16 protein-coding genes are annotated in these 16,749 nt (G+C 68.4%); 12 read left to right on the top strand and 4 right to left on the bottom strand.

Annotation, left to right across the window (positions count from 1 at the left end; genetic code table 11):
- Positions 1-117 precede the first annotated feature (117 nt).
- Positions 118-1,467 (top strand): metallophosphoesterase, encoded by a 1,350-nt coding sequence (locus AC07N1_RS02085; RefSeq protein WP_494670261.1) that lies wholly within the window; start codon positions 118-120, stop codon positions 1,465-1,467.
- A 165-nt stretch (positions 1,468-1,632) separates the two neighbouring features.
- Here the strand turns inward: AC07N1_RS02085 and glmS are convergent, their stop codons facing one another.
- Complete coding sequence (gene glmS, locus AC07N1_RS02080) at positions 1,633-3,453, bottom strand: glutamine--fructose-6-phosphate transaminase (isomerizing) (protein WP_494670260.1); 1,821 nt, start codon at positions 3,451-3,453, stop codon at positions 1,633-1,635.
- 194 nt (positions 3,454-3,647) lie between these two features.
- On the opposite strand from glmS, the gene glmM reads away from it, so the two are divergent.
- The 3 genes from glmM to AC07N1_RS02065 all read left to right on the top strand — a co-directional run bounded on the left by glmM (position 3,648) and on the right by AC07N1_RS02065 (position 6,647).
- The gene (glmM, locus tag AC07N1_RS02075) at positions 3,648-4,994 is read left to right on the top strand and encodes a phosphoglucosamine mutase (RefSeq protein WP_494670259.1); all 1,347 of its coding nucleotides are present in this window, start codon (positions 3,648-3,650) and stop codon (positions 4,992-4,994) included.
- A 160-nt stretch (positions 4,995-5,154) separates the two neighbouring features.
- Entirely contained in the window at positions 5,155-5,307 is a 153-nt protein-coding gene (locus AC07N1_RS02070; protein ID WP_494670258.1) for a hypothetical protein, read from the top strand.
- Positions 5,308-5,483: 176 nt separating this feature from the next.
- On the top strand, positions 5,484-6,647 hold the full coding sequence (locus AC07N1_RS02065) for an acyltransferase family protein (RefSeq protein ID WP_494670257.1): 1,164 nt from the start codon (positions 5,484-5,486) through the stop codon (positions 6,645-6,647).
- A gap of 158 nt (positions 6,648-6,805) precedes the next feature.
- Here AC07N1_RS02065 and AC07N1_RS02060 read toward each other — a convergent pair whose 3' ends face one another.
- From AC07N1_RS02060 to kefF, 3 genes are read right to left on the bottom strand one after another with little or no spacing between them, the layout of a single operon-like run.
- On the bottom strand, positions 6,806-7,552 hold the full coding sequence (locus AC07N1_RS02060; protein ID WP_494670256.1) for a DUF6065 family protein: 747 nt from the start codon (positions 7,550-7,552) through the stop codon (positions 6,806-6,808).
- 41 nt (positions 7,553-7,593) lie between these two features.
- A complete protein-coding gene (locus tag AC07N1_RS02055) occupies positions 7,594-9,555 on the bottom strand; it encodes a monovalent cation:proton antiporter-2 (CPA2) family protein (RefSeq protein WP_494670255.1) in 1,962 nt (653 codons plus the stop codon).
- A 3-nt stretch (positions 9,556-9,558) separates the two neighbouring features.
- Complete coding sequence (gene kefF, locus AC07N1_RS02050) at positions 9,559-10,152, bottom strand: glutathione-regulated potassium-efflux system oxidoreductase KefF (protein WP_199228449.1); 594 nt, start codon at positions 10,150-10,152, stop codon at positions 9,559-9,561.
- Positions 10,153-10,260: 108 nt separating this feature from the next.
- Between kefF and AC07N1_RS02045 the strand changes: the two genes are divergently transcribed.
- The 8 genes from AC07N1_RS02045 (at position 10,261) to AC07N1_RS02010 (ending at position 16,742) form a co-directional block, all read left to right on the top strand.
- Positions 10,261-10,971 carry a CoA transferase subunit A gene (locus AC07N1_RS02045; protein WP_494670254.1) on the top strand — a complete coding sequence of 237 codons (711 nt, stop codon included), beginning with the start codon at positions 10,261-10,263 and terminating at the stop codon, positions 10,969-10,971.
- Positions 10,971-11,612, top strand: a complete 642-nt coding sequence (locus AC07N1_RS02040) for a 3-oxoacid CoA-transferase subunit B (protein ID WP_494670253.1) — start codon at positions 10,971-10,973, stop codon at positions 11,610-11,612. The genes AC07N1_RS02045 and AC07N1_RS02040 overlap by 1 nt, the downstream gene beginning before the upstream one ends.
- A 257-nt stretch (positions 11,613-11,869) precedes the next feature.
- Positions 11,870-12,370: a DinB family protein gene (locus AC07N1_RS02035; protein WP_494670252.1), complete on the top strand. Its 501-nt coding sequence runs from the start codon at positions 11,870-11,872 to the stop codon at positions 12,368-12,370.
- A gap of 240 nt (positions 12,371-12,610) precedes the next feature.
- Positions 12,611-13,081: an SRPBCC family protein gene (locus tag AC07N1_RS02030; RefSeq protein WP_494670251.1), complete on the top strand. Its 471-nt coding sequence runs from the start codon at positions 12,611-12,613 to the stop codon at positions 13,079-13,081.
- Positions 13,078-13,539: an iron-sulfur cluster assembly scaffold protein gene (locus AC07N1_RS02025; protein ID WP_494670250.1), complete on the top strand. Its 462-nt coding sequence runs from the start codon at positions 13,078-13,080 to the stop codon at positions 13,537-13,539. Before AC07N1_RS02030 ends, AC07N1_RS02025 begins: the two co-directional genes overlap by 4 nt.
- Before the next feature lie 55 nt (positions 13,540-13,594).
- Positions 13,595-13,846, top strand: coding sequence for a membrane protein insertion efficiency factor YidD (gene yidD, locus AC07N1_RS02020; RefSeq protein WP_487290145.1), 252 nt, complete (start codon positions 13,595-13,597; stop codon positions 13,844-13,846).
- Positions 13,843-15,819: a threonine--tRNA ligase gene (gene thrS, locus AC07N1_RS02015; protein WP_494670249.1), complete on the top strand. Its 1,977-nt coding sequence runs from the start codon at positions 13,843-13,845 to the stop codon at positions 15,817-15,819. The genes yidD and thrS overlap by 4 nt, the downstream gene beginning before the upstream one ends.
- Positions 15,819-16,742, top strand: a complete 924-nt coding sequence (locus AC07N1_RS02010; protein ID WP_494670248.1) for a glycosyltransferase family 2 protein — start codon at positions 15,819-15,821, stop codon at positions 16,740-16,742. Before thrS ends, AC07N1_RS02010 begins: the two co-directional genes overlap by 1 nt.
- Positions 16,743-16,749 lie beyond the last annotated feature (7 nt).

Raw genomic sequence — 16,749 nt, 5'->3', positions numbered from 1 at the left:
TCTCGCCACAAGGGCGAGAATGACGGGAGTAGGGGGTAAGCGCGCTGATCTCGCCTTCGACAGTTTCCTCCGCCGCCGACAAGCACTAGCAAGGGCGCGCAATCGCGGAGGCTCGGCATGAACGGTTTCAATCGGCGCACGGTGCTGGGCGGCGCGACGGCCGGCCTGATGCTGGCGCCCGCCGCCATGGCCGCCACCGGCAAGGCCAGGGTGCTGATGCTCTCGGACCTGCACTCGGCCTACGGCATCATGCCGGCCCTGCTGGAGGCCATGCGCCGCATCGTCCGCCGTGACGCCACGCCCAGCCTGATCCTGCTGAACGGCGACCTCTTCGAGGCCGGCAACGTCGCAGCCAAGCGCAGCGACGGGGAGCTCGACTGGGCCTTCCTGGAGGCCGTCGCCAGGCTGGCCCCCACCGTCATCAACATCGGCAACCACGACGCCGACCTGGTGGAGGACATCGCCGCCGCCGCCGACCGCGCCCGGGCCCTGGGCATCACCGTGGTCAGCAACATCGTCGACAAGCGCACCGGCCGGCCGATCGCCTCCTCGCGCGCCACGCTCGACCTCGGCTTCCCCGTGCATCTGGTCGGCTGGGCCACCAATTCGATCGACACCTATCCCAAGGCGATCCGGCCCGACCTGTCGATCCCGGCCCCGACGCCCTGGGCGCAGGCCAATCTGCCGTCCGCCCCGCCCCAGGACGGCCTCTTGGTGGTGATGAGCCACGCCGGCCTGCCCGCCGACCGACCGCTGCTGGCCGGCCTGCCCGACCGCACCCTGTTCCTGGGCGGCCACAACCATCTGACCGTCGAGCACGCGCAGGGGTCCAGCCGCTACGTCCACACCGGCGCCTGGGGCCAGCCGCTGACGCTCGCCTCGATCGACCGCGCCCGCAAGGCCGACCCGATCCGCATTTCCCGCGTCGTCGTCGACCCCGACGGTCCGGCCGATCCGGTCCTGAAGCGTCACGTGAAAGAAGTGCTCGCCGCCCGCCTGCTGCCCGAGGAGCGGGCGGTGGTCGCCCGCATCCCCAAGGCCCTGTCGCTGGGCGACACCGGCCGCAAGGTCGCCGGCCTGATGGCCAGGGCGGCCGGCGCCGACCTCGGCTTCATGGGCCACACGACCATGGGCATGGGCCTGCCGGCCGGCGAGCTGACCCGCTACGCCTACGACTCGGTCGTTCGCTTCGACGGAACGATCATGAAGGCGCAGGTCGACGCGGCGACCCTGGCCGACATCCTGTCGCGCACCGACCAGGACCGCGGCTTCCCGTTCGAGAAACTGACCGGCGACTTCGCCTACGCCAGCGGCCCCACGCGCCCCGACAAGACCCACCTGACCATCGTCACCACCGACTGGTGCGCCGGCCGCCAGAAGGAATATTTCGGCCGCGAGGACCTGGTGTTCAGCAAGACCGACCTGAAGGTGAAGCCGTCGATCCTGGCCGGGCTGGCCAAAGGCTGATCCCTCTCCCCTTGCGGGAGAGGGTGGCCTCCGAAGGAGGTCGGGTGAGGGGTCTCTCAGACGGAAAACGCCGCGACAGCCGATCGGCCGTCGCGGCGTTCCTGTTCGTGCGACCCCTCATCCGTCGGCTACGCCGACACCTTCTCCCGCAAGGGGAGAAGGAGGTTATTCCACCGTCACCGACTTGGCCAGGTTGCGCGGCTGGTCGACGTCCGCGCCCTTGATCACCGCCACGTGGTAGGCCAGCAGCTGGATCGGGGCCGACATCACCAGGGTCGAGACCAGCGGGTCGCTGGCCGGGGCGGTGACCACCACCTTGGCGCCGGCCGGGGCGTGCTTCACGCCTTCGGTGTCGGTGATGAAGATCACCTGGCCGCCGCGCGCCATCACCTCGCTCATGTTCGACGCCGACTTTTCAAACCAGGAGTCGTGGGGCGCGAGGATGACGATCGGGGTCTTGTCGTCGACCAGGGCGATCGGGCCGTGCTTCAGCTCGCCGGCGGCGTAGCCCTCGGCGTGGATGTAGCTGATTTCCTTCAGCTTCAGCGCGCCTTCCAGGGCCAGGGCCGACATCGGGCCGCGGCCGAGATAGAGCACGTCGCGGGCCTTGGCGACGTCGGCGGCGATCTCCTTGATCGCGCCTTCCAGGTGGATGGCCTCGGCGATCAGGCGCGGGGCCTCCAGCAGCACCTTCACCAGGCGCTGTTCTTCCGCCGCGTCGATGGTCCCGCGCGCCTTGGCGGCGGCCACGGCGATGGCGGTCAGCACGCTGACCTGGGCGGTGAAGGCCTTGGTCGAGGCCACGCCGATCTCCGGTCCGCAGTGGATCGGCCAGACCACGTCGACCTCGCGGGCCATGGTCGATTCCGTGGCGTTGACCACCACGGCGCTCTTCATGCCCTTGGCCTTGCAGTAGCGCAGGGCCGCCAGGGTGTCGGCGGTCTCGCCCGACTGCGACATGGCCACGACCAGGGCGCCCGGCCGCAGGGCCGGCTGGCGGTAGCGGAACTCCGAGGCGATCTCGACGTCCACCGGCAGGTCGGCCAGCTGCTCGATCAGATACTTGCCGACGACGCCGGCGATGTAGGAGGTGCCGCAGGCCACGATCTGGATGCGCTCCAGCTTGGCCCAGTCGACGTCGCCCGGGATGGCGGTCCTGCTGGTCAGGGCGTCCACATAGGCCGCGATGGTGCGCTGGCACCCTTCCGGCTGGTCGTGGATCTCCTTTTCCATGAAGTGGCGATAATTGCCCTTCTCCATCATCACGGCGCTGGTCGGCACCACGCGCACGGGACGGGTCACGGCCGCGCCCGAGGCGTCGAAGATACGGGCGCTGTCGTGGTCGAGGGCCACGTAGTCGCCTTCGTCCAGATAGATCACCCGGTTGGTGAACGGGCCGACGGCCAGGGCGTCCGAGCCCAGGAACATCTCGCCCTGGCCCTCGCCGACCACCAGCGGGCTGCCCCGGCGGGCGCCCAGCACCAGGTTCTCGGCGCCTTCGATCAGCACGGCCAGGGCGTAGGCCCCGGTCAGCCGGTCCAGCGTGGCCTTGAAGGCGTCCAGCGGAGCCAGGCCCGTGGCCAGCTCGGCGTCGATCAGGTGGGCGATCACCTCGGTGTCGGTGTCGCTCTCGAACACCCGGCCGGCGGCGGCCAGCTCGGCCTTCAGCTCTGCGAAGTTCTCGATGATGCCGTTGTGCACCAGGGTCACGCGGCCGGCGCTGTGCGGGTGGGCGTTCTGGACGTTGGGCGCGCCGTGGGTGGCCCAGCGGGTGTGGCCGATGCCGGTGGTGGCGACCAGAGGTTCGGCGGCCAGCACCTCTTCCAGGGCCTTGATCTTGCCCTTGGCCCGGCGGCGCTCGACGCCTGTCCCGACCACGCCCGCTATGCCGGCCGAGTCGTAGCCCCGGTATTCGAGCCGCTTGAGGCTCTCGACCAGGCGCTCGGCGACGGAGGCCTTACCGACGATGCCGATGATGCCGCACATGGGACATGATCCTTTGTAGAACGCGCCGGGAGGATTATTGCTACCCGTACGGGATATTTCGAGCGCGGCCTTTAGCACTCGCGCAGGGACCGGCGACGTAAATCTGCATTTCGGATCGTTTCGCGGTCCAGACTCCGCCCCGGCGAGGCTCTATATGGGCCGCGCAAGTTCACTTAAGCGACATGAAGACCCCCATGAGTAAGCGCGCCTATTTCGGCACCGACGGCATCCGCGGCCAGGCCAACAAGCACCCGATGACCGCCGAAGTCGCCCTGCGCGTCGGTTTGGCGGCCGGCAAGCTGTTCCGCTCGCAGGACGACCGCCGCCACCTGGTGGTGATCGGCAAGGACACCCGCCTGTCGGGCTACATGATCGAGCCGGCCCTGGTCGCCGGCTTCACCAGCGTCGGCATGGACGTGCGGCTGTTCGGTCCGCTGCCCACTCCGGCCGTGGCGATGATGACCCGCTCGATGCGCGCCGACCTCGGCGTGATGATCTCGGCCTCGCACAACAATTTCGCCGACAACGGCATCAAGCTGTTCGGTCCCGACGGCTACAAGCTGTCGGACGAGCAGGAGCTGAAGATCGAGGCCCTGATGGACGAGGGCCTGCAGGAAGGCCTGGCCGCCCCGCGCGACCTCGGCCGCGTCAAGCGCATCGACGACGCCCAGGCCCGCTATGTCGAGATCGTCAAGGCGACCTTCCCGCGTCACCTGTCCCTGTCGGGCCTGCGCATCGTCGTCGATTGCGCCAACGGCGCGGCCTACAAGGTCGCCCCCACGGCCCTCTACGAGCTGGGCGCCGAGGTCATCAGCCTGGGCGTCGACCCGGACGGCACCAACATCAACGAGGAATGCGGCTCGACCCATCCCGACGCGATGGCCAAGCTGGTCCGCGACTACCGCGCCGACATCGGCATCGCCTTGGACGGCGACGCCGACCGCCTGGTGATCTGCGACGAGAAGGGCCTGATCGTCGACGGCGACCAGATCATGGCCATCATCGCCGGCGCCTTCGCCCGGGCCGGCAAGCTGAAGGCCGGCGGGGTGGTGGCCACCGTGATGTCGAACCTCGGCCTCGAGCGCTCGCTCAAGGACCTGGGCCTGACGCTGGAGCGCACCGCCGTCGGCGACCGCTATGTCATGGCCCGCATGCGCGAGGGCGGCTTCAACGTCGGCGGCGAGCAGTCGGGCCACCTGATCCTGTCGGACTTCTCGACCACGGGCGATGGCCTGATCGCCGCCCTGCAGGTGCTGGCGGTGATGATCGAGACCGGCAAGCCGATGAGCGCCCTGGCCCGCCAGTTCGAGCCGGTGCCGCAGCTGCTGGAAAACGTCCGCTTCGTCGGCGGCAAGCCCCTGGAGGCCAAGACCGTGAAGGAAGCCATCGCCGACGGCGAGGCCGCCCTCAACGGCAACGGCCGCATCGTCGTGCGCGCCTCGGGCACCGAGCCGCTGATCCGCATCATGGCCGAGGGCGACGACCCGGCCCTGGTGCGCAAGGTGGTCGGCGACATCGCCACGGCGGTGAAGGCGGTCTGAGGCCGCTTCACGTGCGTTCGCACTAAGTTGTCGAAAAATGGGCGAAAATTCGCCCACAAGGCGACGGCTCAGGTTGTGTTTCGTCAGTTTCGTGACATCGTCGAGTCCGTGGTTAACGGCGCGAGCCCCCACAGCGCCGGGCCACGGGAGGATGTTCCAGGTGTTCCACACGCAGGATACGCGGCCCGTCGTCGCGCCCGGACTTTTGCACAGCCGTGAATTCCGACGCGCCCTGTTCTTCGGCGGCGTGCTCAGCAGCGCCTTCTGGCTGGCCACGGCCTGGCTGGCGGGGCGGCTGTTCCTGAACCTCTGAGACGGCCCGACCGCAAGTTTCCAGACTGCTTCGGCTAAGCCCCCATCGGCCAAGCCCTGTCGGGGGAGACGCTTCGACGCGCCCTGCGACAGCCCGGCGGCGCTTTCTAAAAAGGGTTGAGGTTCCACGGCGAACCCAACAACGCTGGCGCACTCTTCACCAGCGAAGCTTGGTTCATGACGTCATCCTCCGCGACCGCCCCGGCCCCTGTTCGGACCAAGAGCCACTACGTCATCCTCGACGGCCTACGGGGCGTGGCCTCGCTGATGGTGGTCGTCTTCCACCTGTTCGAGGCCTATTCCGGCGGCAGCCCGCAGAAGCAGATCATCAACCACGGCTACCTGGCGGTGGACTTCTTCTTCCTGCTGTCGGGCTTCGTGATCGCCTACGCCTATGACGACCGCTGGGCGGCTGGCCAAGAGGCGGGCCAGGGCGCCGGCATGAGCCAGTGGGACTTCTGGAAGCGCCGCCTCGTCCGTCTCCAGCCGATGATCGTCATCGGCGGCCTGATCGGCGCGGCGTTGCTGGCCTTCCAGCACTGGTCGCTGTTTCCCAAGCTGGCGACGGCCACGACCTGGCAGGTGATCGGGGTGCTGCTGCTGGGCTTCGTGATGATCCCGCTGCGGCCGTCGGCCGAGATCCGCGGCTGGGGCGAGATCTATCCGCTGAACGGCCCGCAATGGTCGCTGTTCTACGAGTACGTCGCCAACTTTCTCTACGCCGTCGGCCTGCGGAAGCTTTCGAACCGCTGGCTGGGCGGTCTGGTCGCCCTGTCGGCCATCGCGCTGATCGGGCTGCTGGTGCGAGGTCCGCGCGGCGACGTCATCGGCGGCTGGGCGCTGGACGCGGGCGGCATCCAGATCGGGCTTACGCGGGTGATGTTCCCGTTCTTCGCCGGCGTGCTGCTGATGCGCTTGGGCAAGCGGATCAAGGTCGGCCACGGCTTCTGGGTGTGCAGCCTGCTGCTGGTCGCCGCCTTCTCCCTGCCGCGCTTCGGCGGGACGGAACGGCTGTGGCTGAACGGCCTCTACGAGGCGGCCTGCATCATCCTGCTGTTCCCGCTGATTGTCGCCATCGGGGCCGGCGAGAAGGACGCCAGCGGCCCGTCATTGCGGATCGCCCGCTTCTTCGGCGACCTGTCGTACCCGCTCTACATCACCCACTATCCGCTGATCTACATCTACACCGGATGGGTCATCGACCGGAAAATCCCCGCCGCCCAGGGCGCGCTGGTCGGGGTCGGGGTGTTCGTGGCGGCGGTGGCCATCGCCTGGGCCAGCCTCAAGCTGGTGGATGAGCCCGTGCGGCGGTGGCTGGCGGGGCGGGTGCTGGCGCGCTAACCCCCAACGCCCGTCATTCCCGCCCTTGTGGCGGGAAACCCTCTGTCAGCCGCAAGGGCGGCAGGGGCGGCGTGCTCAGCACGCCGCTTGCATCTCACCTGCGAGCGGAACCAGGGGTTCTCGCCACAAGGGCGAGAATGACGGGAAAAAATGGGAGCTCAGAACCCGATCTTCGGGGCCTTCAGGCGGCGCTTGTTGACGTGGCTTTTCGGCGCCGGGGCCTCGATCTCCTCGGGCAGTTCGCCCTTGAAGTAGAAGCGCTGCCAGGCCTCCTTGGTGGCGGCCGGGTCGCGGGCGGCGATGCGGGCGTTGAACTCGCCGCGCTTCTCGGCCCAGACGTCGTACTGCTTGCGGATGTCGGGGTTGGCGTTCATGTGCCGGATCACCGGCTGCACGTTCTCCAGCGGCTTGTCCTGGATCATGGTGATGAAGCAGAACGGCTCGCCCTTGGCGAACTTCACCGTGCCGGGGCGGGTGAAGATCCAGTTCATCGTGAAGGGGAAGGGCAGCCAGTCGGTCTCGACCAGGCCGGCCAGCGGCTGGATGCCGTCCTTGATGTGGTTGGGCGGGCCCATGGTCCAGATCAGCCAGTCCGGCGGCGTGCGGAACAGGTAGCCGGTGTGGAAGGTGATCGTCCCGCGCGAGAAGTGCGACTTCACGAAGTCGTCGAAGCCCGGGTGCGGGTGGTCCGACTTGAAGGTGATGTCGTTCTGGTGGATCCCGCCGTTCCAGGTGGCCTCGAACCCGACCGGGCACAGGATCTCCCAGCCGGTGGTGTTGGCCATGGTCAGCGGCAGGCAGCGATAGGGATGGCGGTCGGCGAAGTGGTCCATCCAGGCCCGCTGCGGACGCCCAGGCACGATCTCCGGCGGCCGGCTCTCGGTGGGATAGCACTCCAGATACATGCCGCTTCTTTCCCGTTGTTATCGACGACCTTTCTCCTGCCTTAGCCCTTCGGCGGCGCTCCCGTCCAGCCGTCCGCGTCGGCCGGTTCCACGGGCTCGCCGTCCCGGCCCTGGCGCTGCGCCAGCTTGCGCAGTTCCTCGTCGCGGGCGGCGGTGTCCCAGGCTCCGCCCATCTCGCCCGGACGCATGCGCGCCAGGTCGGCGGCCAGCAGGCGGTCCATGGTCTGGGCCGCGTCGCGCGAGGCCAGGATGTAGGCCTCTTCCTGGCCCCACATCGGCTTGAGGTCCTCGAAGGTCTTGCGGTCGTGGCGGCGGAAGAACGACGTGGCCCGGAACGCCTTGTGGGCGCGGAAGCCCAGCTTCTGCAAGGCCGTCGAACCCAGCGCCAGAGCCGCCTCGAAGGTCTCGCGCTCGACCGCGTCGGCGCCGTTGGCCAGGAGGTCGTAGGCGTGGCGGCGGTCCCAGGCGCGGGCCAGGATGATCAGGTGCGGGAAGGCGTTGCGGGCCGTCTCGACCAGTTCGGCGGTCTTCTCGCGGTCATCCAGGGCGACGATCAGCATCCGGGCGTGCTCGGCCCCGGCTGCGCGCAGCAGATCGAGGCGCGTGGCGTCGCCGTAGTGCACCCGGCGGCCGAAGCGCCGCAGCAGTTCGATCTGCTCGATGTCGCTGTCCAGAACCGTCGACTTGAAGCCGTTGGCTTGCAGCAGGCGCCCCGTGATCTGACCGAACCGGCCGAAGCCGGCGATGATGATGTCGGGCTCGCCCTCGTCGAAGTTGGGGGCCTCGGGCTCGACGTCGGGGATCGAGGCGTTGATCAGCTCGGCGATGCGTTCGTAGAGGATCATGGCCACGGGGGTCAGGGCCATCGAGACGGCGACGGCGGCGGTCAGCAGGGCCGCCAGGTCCGCGCCGATGACCCCGGCCCCGACCGTGAAGCTCAGCAGCACGAAGGCGAACTCGCCGCCCTGGGCCAGGGCCGTGGCCACGGCCGCAGCGCCGCGTCCGGGCGCGCCGGCCAGGCGGGCGATGCCGAACATGACCAGGAACTTCAGGCTCATCAGGCCCAGGACGAGGCCGACCAGCGTCAGGGGCTGGCGGGCGATCAGCATCAGGTCGATGCCGGCGCCGACGGTGATGAAGAAGAGACCCAGCAGCAGGCCGCGGAACGGCTCGATGTCGGTCTCCAGCTCGCGGCGGAACTCGCTCTCGGCCAGAACCACCCCGGCCAGGAAGGCCCCGAGGGCGGGCGACAGGCCGACGGCCTGCATCAGGCCCGCGACGCCGACCACGATCAGCAGGGCCGCGGCGGTGAAGATCTCGCGCAGGCGCGCCTCGGCGATGAAGCGGAAGATCGGCCGCACGACGTAGCGTCCGCCGCCGACGACCGCGCCCACCGCGCCCAGCACGGCTAGGCCCTGGGCCCAGGCGGGCAGGTGCGAGATCAGGCTGGCGCCATGGCCGCCGGCGTCCGCGCCGTGCGCCTCGGGCGCGACGGTGGCCAAGAGCGGCAGCAGGGCGAACATCGGGATCACCGCCAGGTCCTGCAGCAGCAGCACCCCGAAGGCCGCGCGGCCCACCGGACCTTGCCTCAGGCCCTTCTCGTCGAGGGTCTGCAGCACGATGGCGGTCGACGACATGGCCAGCACCAGGCCCACGGCCAGGGCGGTCTGCCAGGGCAGGCCCAGCAGATAGCCGATGGCGGCCACGGCCAGTGAGGTGCCCACCACCTGGGCGCCGCCCAGGCCGAAGATCGTCTTGCGCATCTCCCACAGGGTCGACGGGCGCACCTCCAGCCCGATCAGAAACAGCAGGATCACGACGCCGAACTCGGCGAAGCGCATGACGTCGCCCTGCTCTCCGACCAGCGACAGCATGGCCGGGCCGATCAGCACCCCGGCGATCAGGTAGCCCAGCACCGAGCCGAGGCCCAGGCGCTTGGCGATCGGCACCGAGATGACGGCGGCGCCCAGATAGACGAGGGCCTGCTTGAGGAACGGTTCCATCGCTTACGCTCCCTCGGCCGCGTGGTCGGCGGTCAGCAGGGCCGACAGTCGCGCCTGGTAGCGCAGGGCCTCGGCCTTCAGCTGTTCGTCGTCCTTCATCGCCGCCCCGTGCACCACGAACGGCGTCTCCCAGACCATGCCGCACAGATAGGCCGTCTGCTCCAGCGGGCGCAGGAATTCGTCCAGGGTGAAGCGGTTGTAGCCCTTGGCGTGATAGGCCTGGGCCGCCCCGCCGGTGGTGCAGGCCACGAACAGGCGCTTGCCGGCCAGGGCGTCGCCGCCCAGGCCGTAGGCGAAGCCGTGCAGCCAGACGAGATCCAGCCACTCCTTCATCAGGGCCGGCGGCGAGTACCAGAACAGCGGAAACTGCAAGGCGATGATGTCGTGCTGGAGCAGCTTCTGCTGCTCGGTCTCGATGTCGATCGCGAAGTCCGGATAGGTCTCGTACAGATCGTGGAAAGTGACGCCCGAAAGGGCCTTGGCCGCCTTGGCCAGGGCGCGATTGGCGCGCGAGCGCTCAAGCGCCGGGTGCGCCAGGGTCAGCAGGGCGCCGGCGGTGGCGGGCGTCACGAGCGCGGTGTTAGGCTCGCCCGTCACGCGCGCCCACCGATCGAAGTCGCGTGGCGGGAAAATTTATTCATCAAGGCTTGAATTTCTCCGGCCGGCGCTTCAGAGCAGTCGGCGAACGTCGCTCCGGGAGGAACCATGGTCGACAAGGTGAAGTCCGACGCCGCTGAAGCGTTGGCGGGTCTGCTGTTCGACGGCATGACCATCATGGCGGGGGGCTTTGGTCTCTGCGGCATTCCCGAAAACCTGATCGCGGCGATCCGCGAAACGGGGGTCAAGGACCTCACGGTCATCTCCAACAACTGCGGGGTCGACGGATTCGGCCTGGGCATCCTGCTGGAGAACCGTCAGATCAAGAAGATGGTCTCGTCCTATGTGGGCGAGAACAAGCTGTTCGAACAGCTATACCTGAGTGGGGAACTGCAATTGGAGTTCAACCCGCAGGGTACGCTGGCCGAACGCATCCGCGCCGGCGGCGCGGGCATCCCCGCCTTCTTCACGCGCACCGGCTACGGCACGCTGGTGGCCGAGGGCAAGGAAACCCGTGAGTTCGACGGCGAGATGTACGTGATGGAGCGCGGCCTGGTGGCCGACCTGTCGATCGTCAAGGCCTGGAAGGCCGACGCCGAGGGCAACCTCGTCTACCGAAAGACCGCCCGCAACTTCAATCCGATGATGGCCACGGCCGGCAAGGCCACCGTCGTCGAGGTCGAGGAGCTGGTGGCGATCGGCGCCCTCGACAAGGACAACATCCACACCCCCGGCATCTTCGTCGACCGCATCATCAAGGGCGCGAAGTTCGAAAAGCGCATCGAACGGGTCACCACGCGCCAGAAGGAACAAGCGTAATGGCCTGGACCCGCGACGAGATGGCGGCCCGCGCCGCCAAGGAGCTGCGCGACGGCTTCTACGTGAACCTCGGCATCGGCATCCCGACCCTGGTGGCCAACTACATCCCCGAGGGCATGCACGTGACGCTGCAAAGCGAGAACGGCATGCTGGGCATGGGTCCCTTCCCCTATGAGGGCGAAGAGGACGCCGACCTGATCAACGCCGGCAAGCAGACGATCACCGAACTGGACTCCAGCTCCTATTTCTCGTCGGCCGACAGCTTCGCCATGATCCGCGGCGGCCACATCGCCCTGTCGATCCTGGGCGGCATGCAGGTGTCCGAGACGGGCGACCTCGCCAACTGGATGGTGCCCGGCAAGATGGTCAAGGGCATGGGCGGCGCCATGGACCTGGTGGCCGGCGTCAAGCGCGTGGTGGTGGTCATGGACCACTGCGAGAAGTCCGGCGCCCCCAAGCTGCTCAAGGCCTGCTCCCTGCCGCTGACCGGCGCGGGGGTGGTCGATCTGCTGATCACCGAACTGGGCGTCTTCGAGATCAACCGCGGCAAGACCCCGGTCAAGCTGATCGAACTGGCCCCGGGCGTCAGCGTCGACGAGGTCAAGGCCAAGACCGAGGCGGCGTTCGAGGTGGCGGTCTAGCTCGGCTCCCCCAAACTCCCGTCATTCCCGCCCTTGTGGCGGGAACCCCTCTGTCAGCGCAAGGGCGAGTGGGGCGGACCGCAAGCGGTCCGCTTGCGCTTCACGTGCGGGCGGAACCAGGGTTTCCCGCCACAAGGGCGGGAATGACGGGCGGATAGGGTAGGGCCCCCGGCCAGTCCGAACCTTGCACCGCCCGCCAAGCTGCGCCATCTCCGCACCGGGCGGCCCGCGACCCGCCCGCGTTCGGAGCCGACCCCATGCGCGACTACTTCATCCTGATGGCCGGCTACAACGCCTGGGCCAACGCCCGCCTGCACGCCGCCTGCGAAGGCCTGCCGCCCGGCGGGTTCACCGCCCCGCGCGGCGGCTTCTTCGGCTCGATCGCCGGGACCCTGAACCACCTGCTGGTCACCGACCGCATCTGGACCGCGCGCCTCGCCGGCACGCCGCTGCCGTCCTACGGCCTCGACACCCTGCTGTTCGACGACCTCGCGTCCTTGCGCGCCGCCCGCGCGGCCGAGGACGAAAATCTCGTCGCCTATGTCGCCGGCCTCACCGACGAGGTCTGCGCGGCGCAGTTCCGCTGGGTGCGCAAGGCCGACGGCGTCGAGGTGGTCGGCCCGCTGTGGAAGACCCTGGCCCACCTCTTCAACCACCAGACCCACCATCGCGGCCAGGCCCACGACCTGCTCAGCCAGGCCGGGCTCGCCCCGCCGTCGCTGGACCTGCCGGTGTTTCAGCGCGAGGCGGGGGTCTAGCGTTTCGCTCCCCATACTCCCGTCATTCCCGCCCTTGTGGCGGGAAACCCTCTGTCCGCCGCAAGGGCGGATGGGGCGACGTGCCGGGCACGTCGCTTGCACTTCCCGTGCGAGCGGAACCAGGGGTTCCCGCCACAGGGGCGGGAATGACGGGCGGAAAGGAAGGCGCGTAAGCGCCGACAGCCTCCGCCACCAGTTCACGTCTGTAGCTCCACCCCCTGGATGTGCTAGATCGCCACCATGAAACGCGCCGTCGAGCACCGCATCGGGGTCCAGGCCCCCGCCGAGATCGTCTGGGAAGTCGTGTCCGACTTCGACAGCTGGCACCAGTGGAACCCGCTCTACGTCAAGGCCGCCGGCCAGCTGAAGATCGGCACGGCCCTGACGCTGGAGGAGGCGATCGGCGATCGCCCGGTCAAGGTGATCCAGCCGATCGTCCAGGACTGGGTGCCCTACGAGCAGCTGCACTGGCGTTCGCAGCGCCTGGGCGGCTTCGTCACGGCGATCCGCTACATCGAGGTCGAGAACATGGGGCCCAACAACGCCACCTTCTCGAACGGCGAGCTGTTCATGGGCCTGCTGGTCAAGTGGATCGGCAAGGACGAGCGCAAGGCGCTGAAGGCGGCCTTCACCGCCATGGGCGAGGCCGTGCGCGACCGGGCCGAGGCCCTCTGGCGCGAGCGCGGCGCGGTCCCATCTGAAGTCGGATGATCGACGATCTCTACAGCGCCCGCATCCTGACGCTCGTGGCCAACATGCCGCGGGCCGGGCGGCTGGCCGCGCCCGACGCCAGCGCCGAGAAGACGGCCAAGCTGTGCGGCAGCCGCATCCTCGTCGACGTCGTGGTCGAGGCCGGCGCGGTCGCCGACTTCGCGCAGGAGGTTTCGGCCTGCGCCCTGGGCCAGGCCAGCGCCGCGGTGCTGGGCGCGAACGTGATCGGCGCGGATCTTGCCGAACTTGAGTTGGCCCGCGACGCCCTGGCCGCTATGCTGAAGTCGAACGGTCCGCCTCCCGCTGGCCGCTTTGCGGAGCTCGCCGTGCTGGAGCCGGTCAAGGACTATCCCGCCCGTCACGCCTCGACGCTTTTGGCGTTCGAAGCCGCGGTCGAGGCTGTCCGGAAGGCCACAGCTGCCGCCCAAACGCGAACTAGCAGCGCCGGCGCCGCTTGATCGGAGCTTTTCGCGGGTGCGATAAGTCCCCGACTCCGTTCGCGAAAGCGCCGGCATGAGCCTTTATGACCGCACTGTCGACCTGGGCCTGCGCGCCTACAAGTTGACGCTCTCGCCTCTCATCGGGCGCCAGTGCCGCTTTATGCCGACCTGCTCGGAGTATGCGGCCCAGGCGCTCAAGGATCACGGACCCGCCAAGGGGTCCTGGCTGGCGCTGCGACGGATCTGCCGATGCAATCCGTTCGGCGGCTGGGGATACGACCCGCCGCCGCCGCGCGAGCCGCGTAAATGGATGTGTGAAGAATGATCGATCTGGTTTTCCCCGATGGCTCCTCCCGTCAGTATCCTGACGGCGCCACGGGGCGCGACGTCGCCGCCGCCATCTCCAAGTCGCTCGAGAAGAAGGCCCTGCTGATCAAGCTGGACGGCCAGGTGCTCGATCTCGACCGCGCCCTGACGCCCGACCTGCTGACCGGCGAGCGCAAGTTCGAGATCCTGACGCGCGACGCCCCCGAGGCTCTCGAAACCATCCGCCACGACACCGCCCACGTGCTGGCCGAGGCCGTGCAGGAGCTGTTCCCCGGCACCCAGGTGACGATCGGCCCGAACGTCGAGGACGGCTTCTATTACGACTTCGCCCGCGACGAGCCGTTCAGCCTCGACGACCTGGCGACGATCGAAAAGCGCATGAAGGAGATCGTCGACCGCGACGAGAAGATCACGCGCGAGGTCTGGGACCGCGACGAGGCCATCAAGCACTTCGACGAGATCGGCGAGCAGTACAAGGCCCAGATCATCCGCGACCTGCCGGGCACGGACACGATCACGGTCTATCGCCAGGGGAACTGGAAGGACCTCTGCCGCGGCCCGCACCTGCCGTCGACCAAGCACGTCGGCAAGGCCTTCAAGTTGACCAAGCTGGCCGGCGCCTACTGGCGCGGCGACCAGAACAACGCCCAGCTGCAGCGTATCTACGGCACGAGCTGGGCCTCGGAAGCCGACCTCGAAGCCTATCTGAAGCGCATCGAGGAAGCCGAGAAGCGCGATCACCGCAAGCTGGGCAAGGCGCTGGGCCTCTTCCACATGCAGGAAGAAGGCCGGGGCATGGTCTTCTGGCATCCGAAGGGCTGGAAGCTCTGGCAGACGCTGGAGGCCTACATGCGCCGCAGCCTCGACCGCGCCGGCTATATCGAGGTCAAGACGCCCCAGGTGCTGGACAAGACCTTCTGGGAAAACTCGGGCCACTGGGACAAGTACCGCGCCAACATGTTCGTCTGCGAGACGGTCGAGGGCGAAATCCTCTCCCTCAAGCCGATGAACTGCCCCGGCCACGTCCAGATCTGGAACGTCGGCCAGCGCTCGTACCGTGAACTGCCGATGCGCATGGCCGAGTTCGGCGCCTGCCACCGCTATGAGCCGTCGGGCGCCCTGCACGGCCTGATGCGGGTGCGCGCCTTCACCCAGGACGACGCCCACATCTTCTGCCGCGAGGACCAGATCGTCGAGGAGACCGAGCGCTTCATCCGCCTGACGCGGATGATCCACGCTGACCTCGGCATGACGACCAAGTACATCGCCCTGGCCACGCGTCCGGAGCTGCGCGCCGGTTCGGACGAGTTCTGGGACAAGGCCGAGGGCATGCTGGCCGAGGCCGCGCGCCTGGCCGGCGTCGAGCCGGTCATCGCCGAGGGCGACGGCGCCTTCTACGCCCCCAAGCTCGATTTCATCGTCCAGGACGCCATCGGCCGCGAATGGACCTGCGGCACGCTGCAGCTCGATTACGTTTTGCCGGAACGTTTGGACGCCGAATACGTTGCCGAAGACGGATCCAAGAAGCGGCCGGTGATGCTGCATCGCGCGATCCTGGGGTCGTTCGAGCGTTTCATCGGGATTCTTTTGGAAAACTACGCGGGCCACCTGCCGCTATGGCTGGCGCCGACCCAGGTGGTCGTGGCCACGATCACGTCGGACGCGGACGATTATGCGCGCACGGTGGTCGAGCAGTTGACCGCGATGGGATTGCGCGCGGAAGTCGATCTTCGTAACGAGAAGATCAACTACAAGATTCGCGAGCATAGCCTCGGCAAGGTTCCGGTGATCGCAGTGGTCGGGCGCAAGGAAGCGGAGACGGGTCAGGTCGCCCTGCGTCGCCTCGGCGGCGAAGGTCAGCAGATCCTGTCGCTCGACGACGCGCTCGTCGTGCTCGGCCAGGAAGCCACCCCGCCCGACCTCGTGCGCGCCAAGGCGCCGCAGGGCGTTCGAGAGCCTGCGCAGGTCTGATGAACAGCATTCTCCCGTCCTTCACGGTCCTCGCCGCCTCGGCGCGACCCGCCAAGCCTTTGGTTTCGGTGGTGATGGTCGTGTATTGGACGGGAGAAGCGCTGGTCGACAGCATCCACCACGTGCTGGCCGAGCCGATGGTCGACGAGTTCGTCGTCGTCGATAACGGCTCCTCGCCGTCGGACGCCGAGATGCTGCGGGCCCTGGGCCTGACCGAGCCGCGCGTGCAGCTGCTGCAGGGGCACGGCAATGTCGGCTTCGCCAAGGGCGCCAATCTCGGCGCCTCGATCGCCCAGGGCGAATACCTGATCTTCCTCAATCCGGACGCCAACCTGCAGCCGGGCTGCGTGCCGGGCATGGTCACGGCCTTCCGCGACCAGCCGACGCCCACCGTCATGGGCGCCCGGGTCATGAACGTCGACGGCACCGAGCAGCGCGGCGGCCGCCGCGGCGAGGTGACCCCGGTCACCACCCTGATGAGCCTGTCGCAGCTGAGCCGCAAGGTGAAGCGCTTCGCCGGCTTCGAGATCCACCGCGAGCACGAGCCGCTGCCGGCCGAGCCCACCCAGGTGCCGACCATCTCGGGAGCCTGCTTCTCGCTGCGCCGCCGCGACTTCGACGCCCTGGCCGGCTTCGACGAGGGCTATTTCCTGCACGTCGAGGACATCGACCTGTGCTGGCGCGCCCGCCAGGCCGGCGGCCAGGTGCTGTTTCATCCCGACGCGCGGGTCGTCCACCTGGGCCACACCAGCCTGGAGCACCCGGTCAAGGTCGAGTTCCACAAGGGCGTGGGCCTGTCGCGCTACTTCATCAAGCGGGCAGACAACTGGCAGCGCTACATCGTGGCTGTGATGCTGGCCCCGCTGATCCTGGCCCTGTCGATCTGCCGCCCGGCCATCAACGCCCGCCTGCGCAAGGGCTGAGGCGCGG

The organism is Caulobacter sp. GW821-FHT09B11, assembly GCF_059418205.1.
Note: the sequence above shows the minus strand (reverse complement) of the source record. Positions and strands in the feature narration are given on the sequence as shown.

Bases quoted from the DNA above. Each gene is read 5' to 3' on its own strand.
- AC07N1_RS02085 (WP_494670261.1), top strand. From the start codon at position 118: ATGAACGGTTTCAATCGGCGCACGGTGCTGGGCGGCGCGACGGCCGGC.
- glmS (WP_494670260.1), bottom strand. From the start codon at position 3,453: ATGTGCGGCATCATCGGCATCGTCGGTAAGGCCTCCGTCGCCGAGCGC.
- glmM (WP_494670259.1), top strand. From the start codon at position 3,648: ATGAGTAAGCGCGCCTATTTCGGCACCGACGGCATCCGCGGCCAGGCC.
- AC07N1_RS02065 (WP_494670257.1), top strand. From the start codon at position 5,484: ATGACGTCATCCTCCGCGACCGCCCCGGCCCCTGTTCGGACCAAGAGC.
- AC07N1_RS02060 (WP_494670256.1), bottom strand. From the start codon at position 7,552: ATGTATCTGGAGTGCTATCCCACCGAGAGCCGGCCGCCGGAGATCGTG.
- AC07N1_RS02055 (WP_494670255.1), bottom strand. From the start codon at position 9,555: ATGGAACCGTTCCTCAAGCAGGCCCTCGTCTATCTGGGCGCCGCCGTC.
- AC07N1_RS02045 (WP_494670254.1), top strand. From the start codon at position 10,261: ATGGTCGACAAGGTGAAGTCCGACGCCGCTGAAGCGTTGGCGGGTCTG.
- AC07N1_RS02040 (WP_494670253.1), top strand. From the start codon at position 10,971: ATGGCCTGGACCCGCGACGAGATGGCGGCCCGCGCCGCCAAGGAGCTG.
- AC07N1_RS02035 (WP_494670252.1), top strand. From the start codon at position 11,870: ATGCGCGACTACTTCATCCTGATGGCCGGCTACAACGCCTGGGCCAAC.
- AC07N1_RS02030 (WP_494670251.1), top strand. From the start codon at position 12,611: ATGAAACGCGCCGTCGAGCACCGCATCGGGGTCCAGGCCCCCGCCGAG.
- AC07N1_RS02025 (WP_494670250.1), top strand. From the start codon at position 13,078: ATGATCGACGATCTCTACAGCGCCCGCATCCTGACGCTCGTGGCCAAC.
- yidD (WP_487290145.1), top strand. From the start codon at position 13,595: ATGAGCCTTTATGACCGCACTGTCGACCTGGGCCTGCGCGCCTACAAG.
- thrS (WP_494670249.1), top strand. From the start codon at position 13,843: ATGATCGATCTGGTTTTCCCCGATGGCTCCTCCCGTCAGTATCCTGAC.
- AC07N1_RS02010 (WP_494670248.1), top strand. From the start codon at position 15,819: ATGAACAGCATTCTCCCGTCCTTCACGGTCCTCGCCGCCTCGGCGCGA.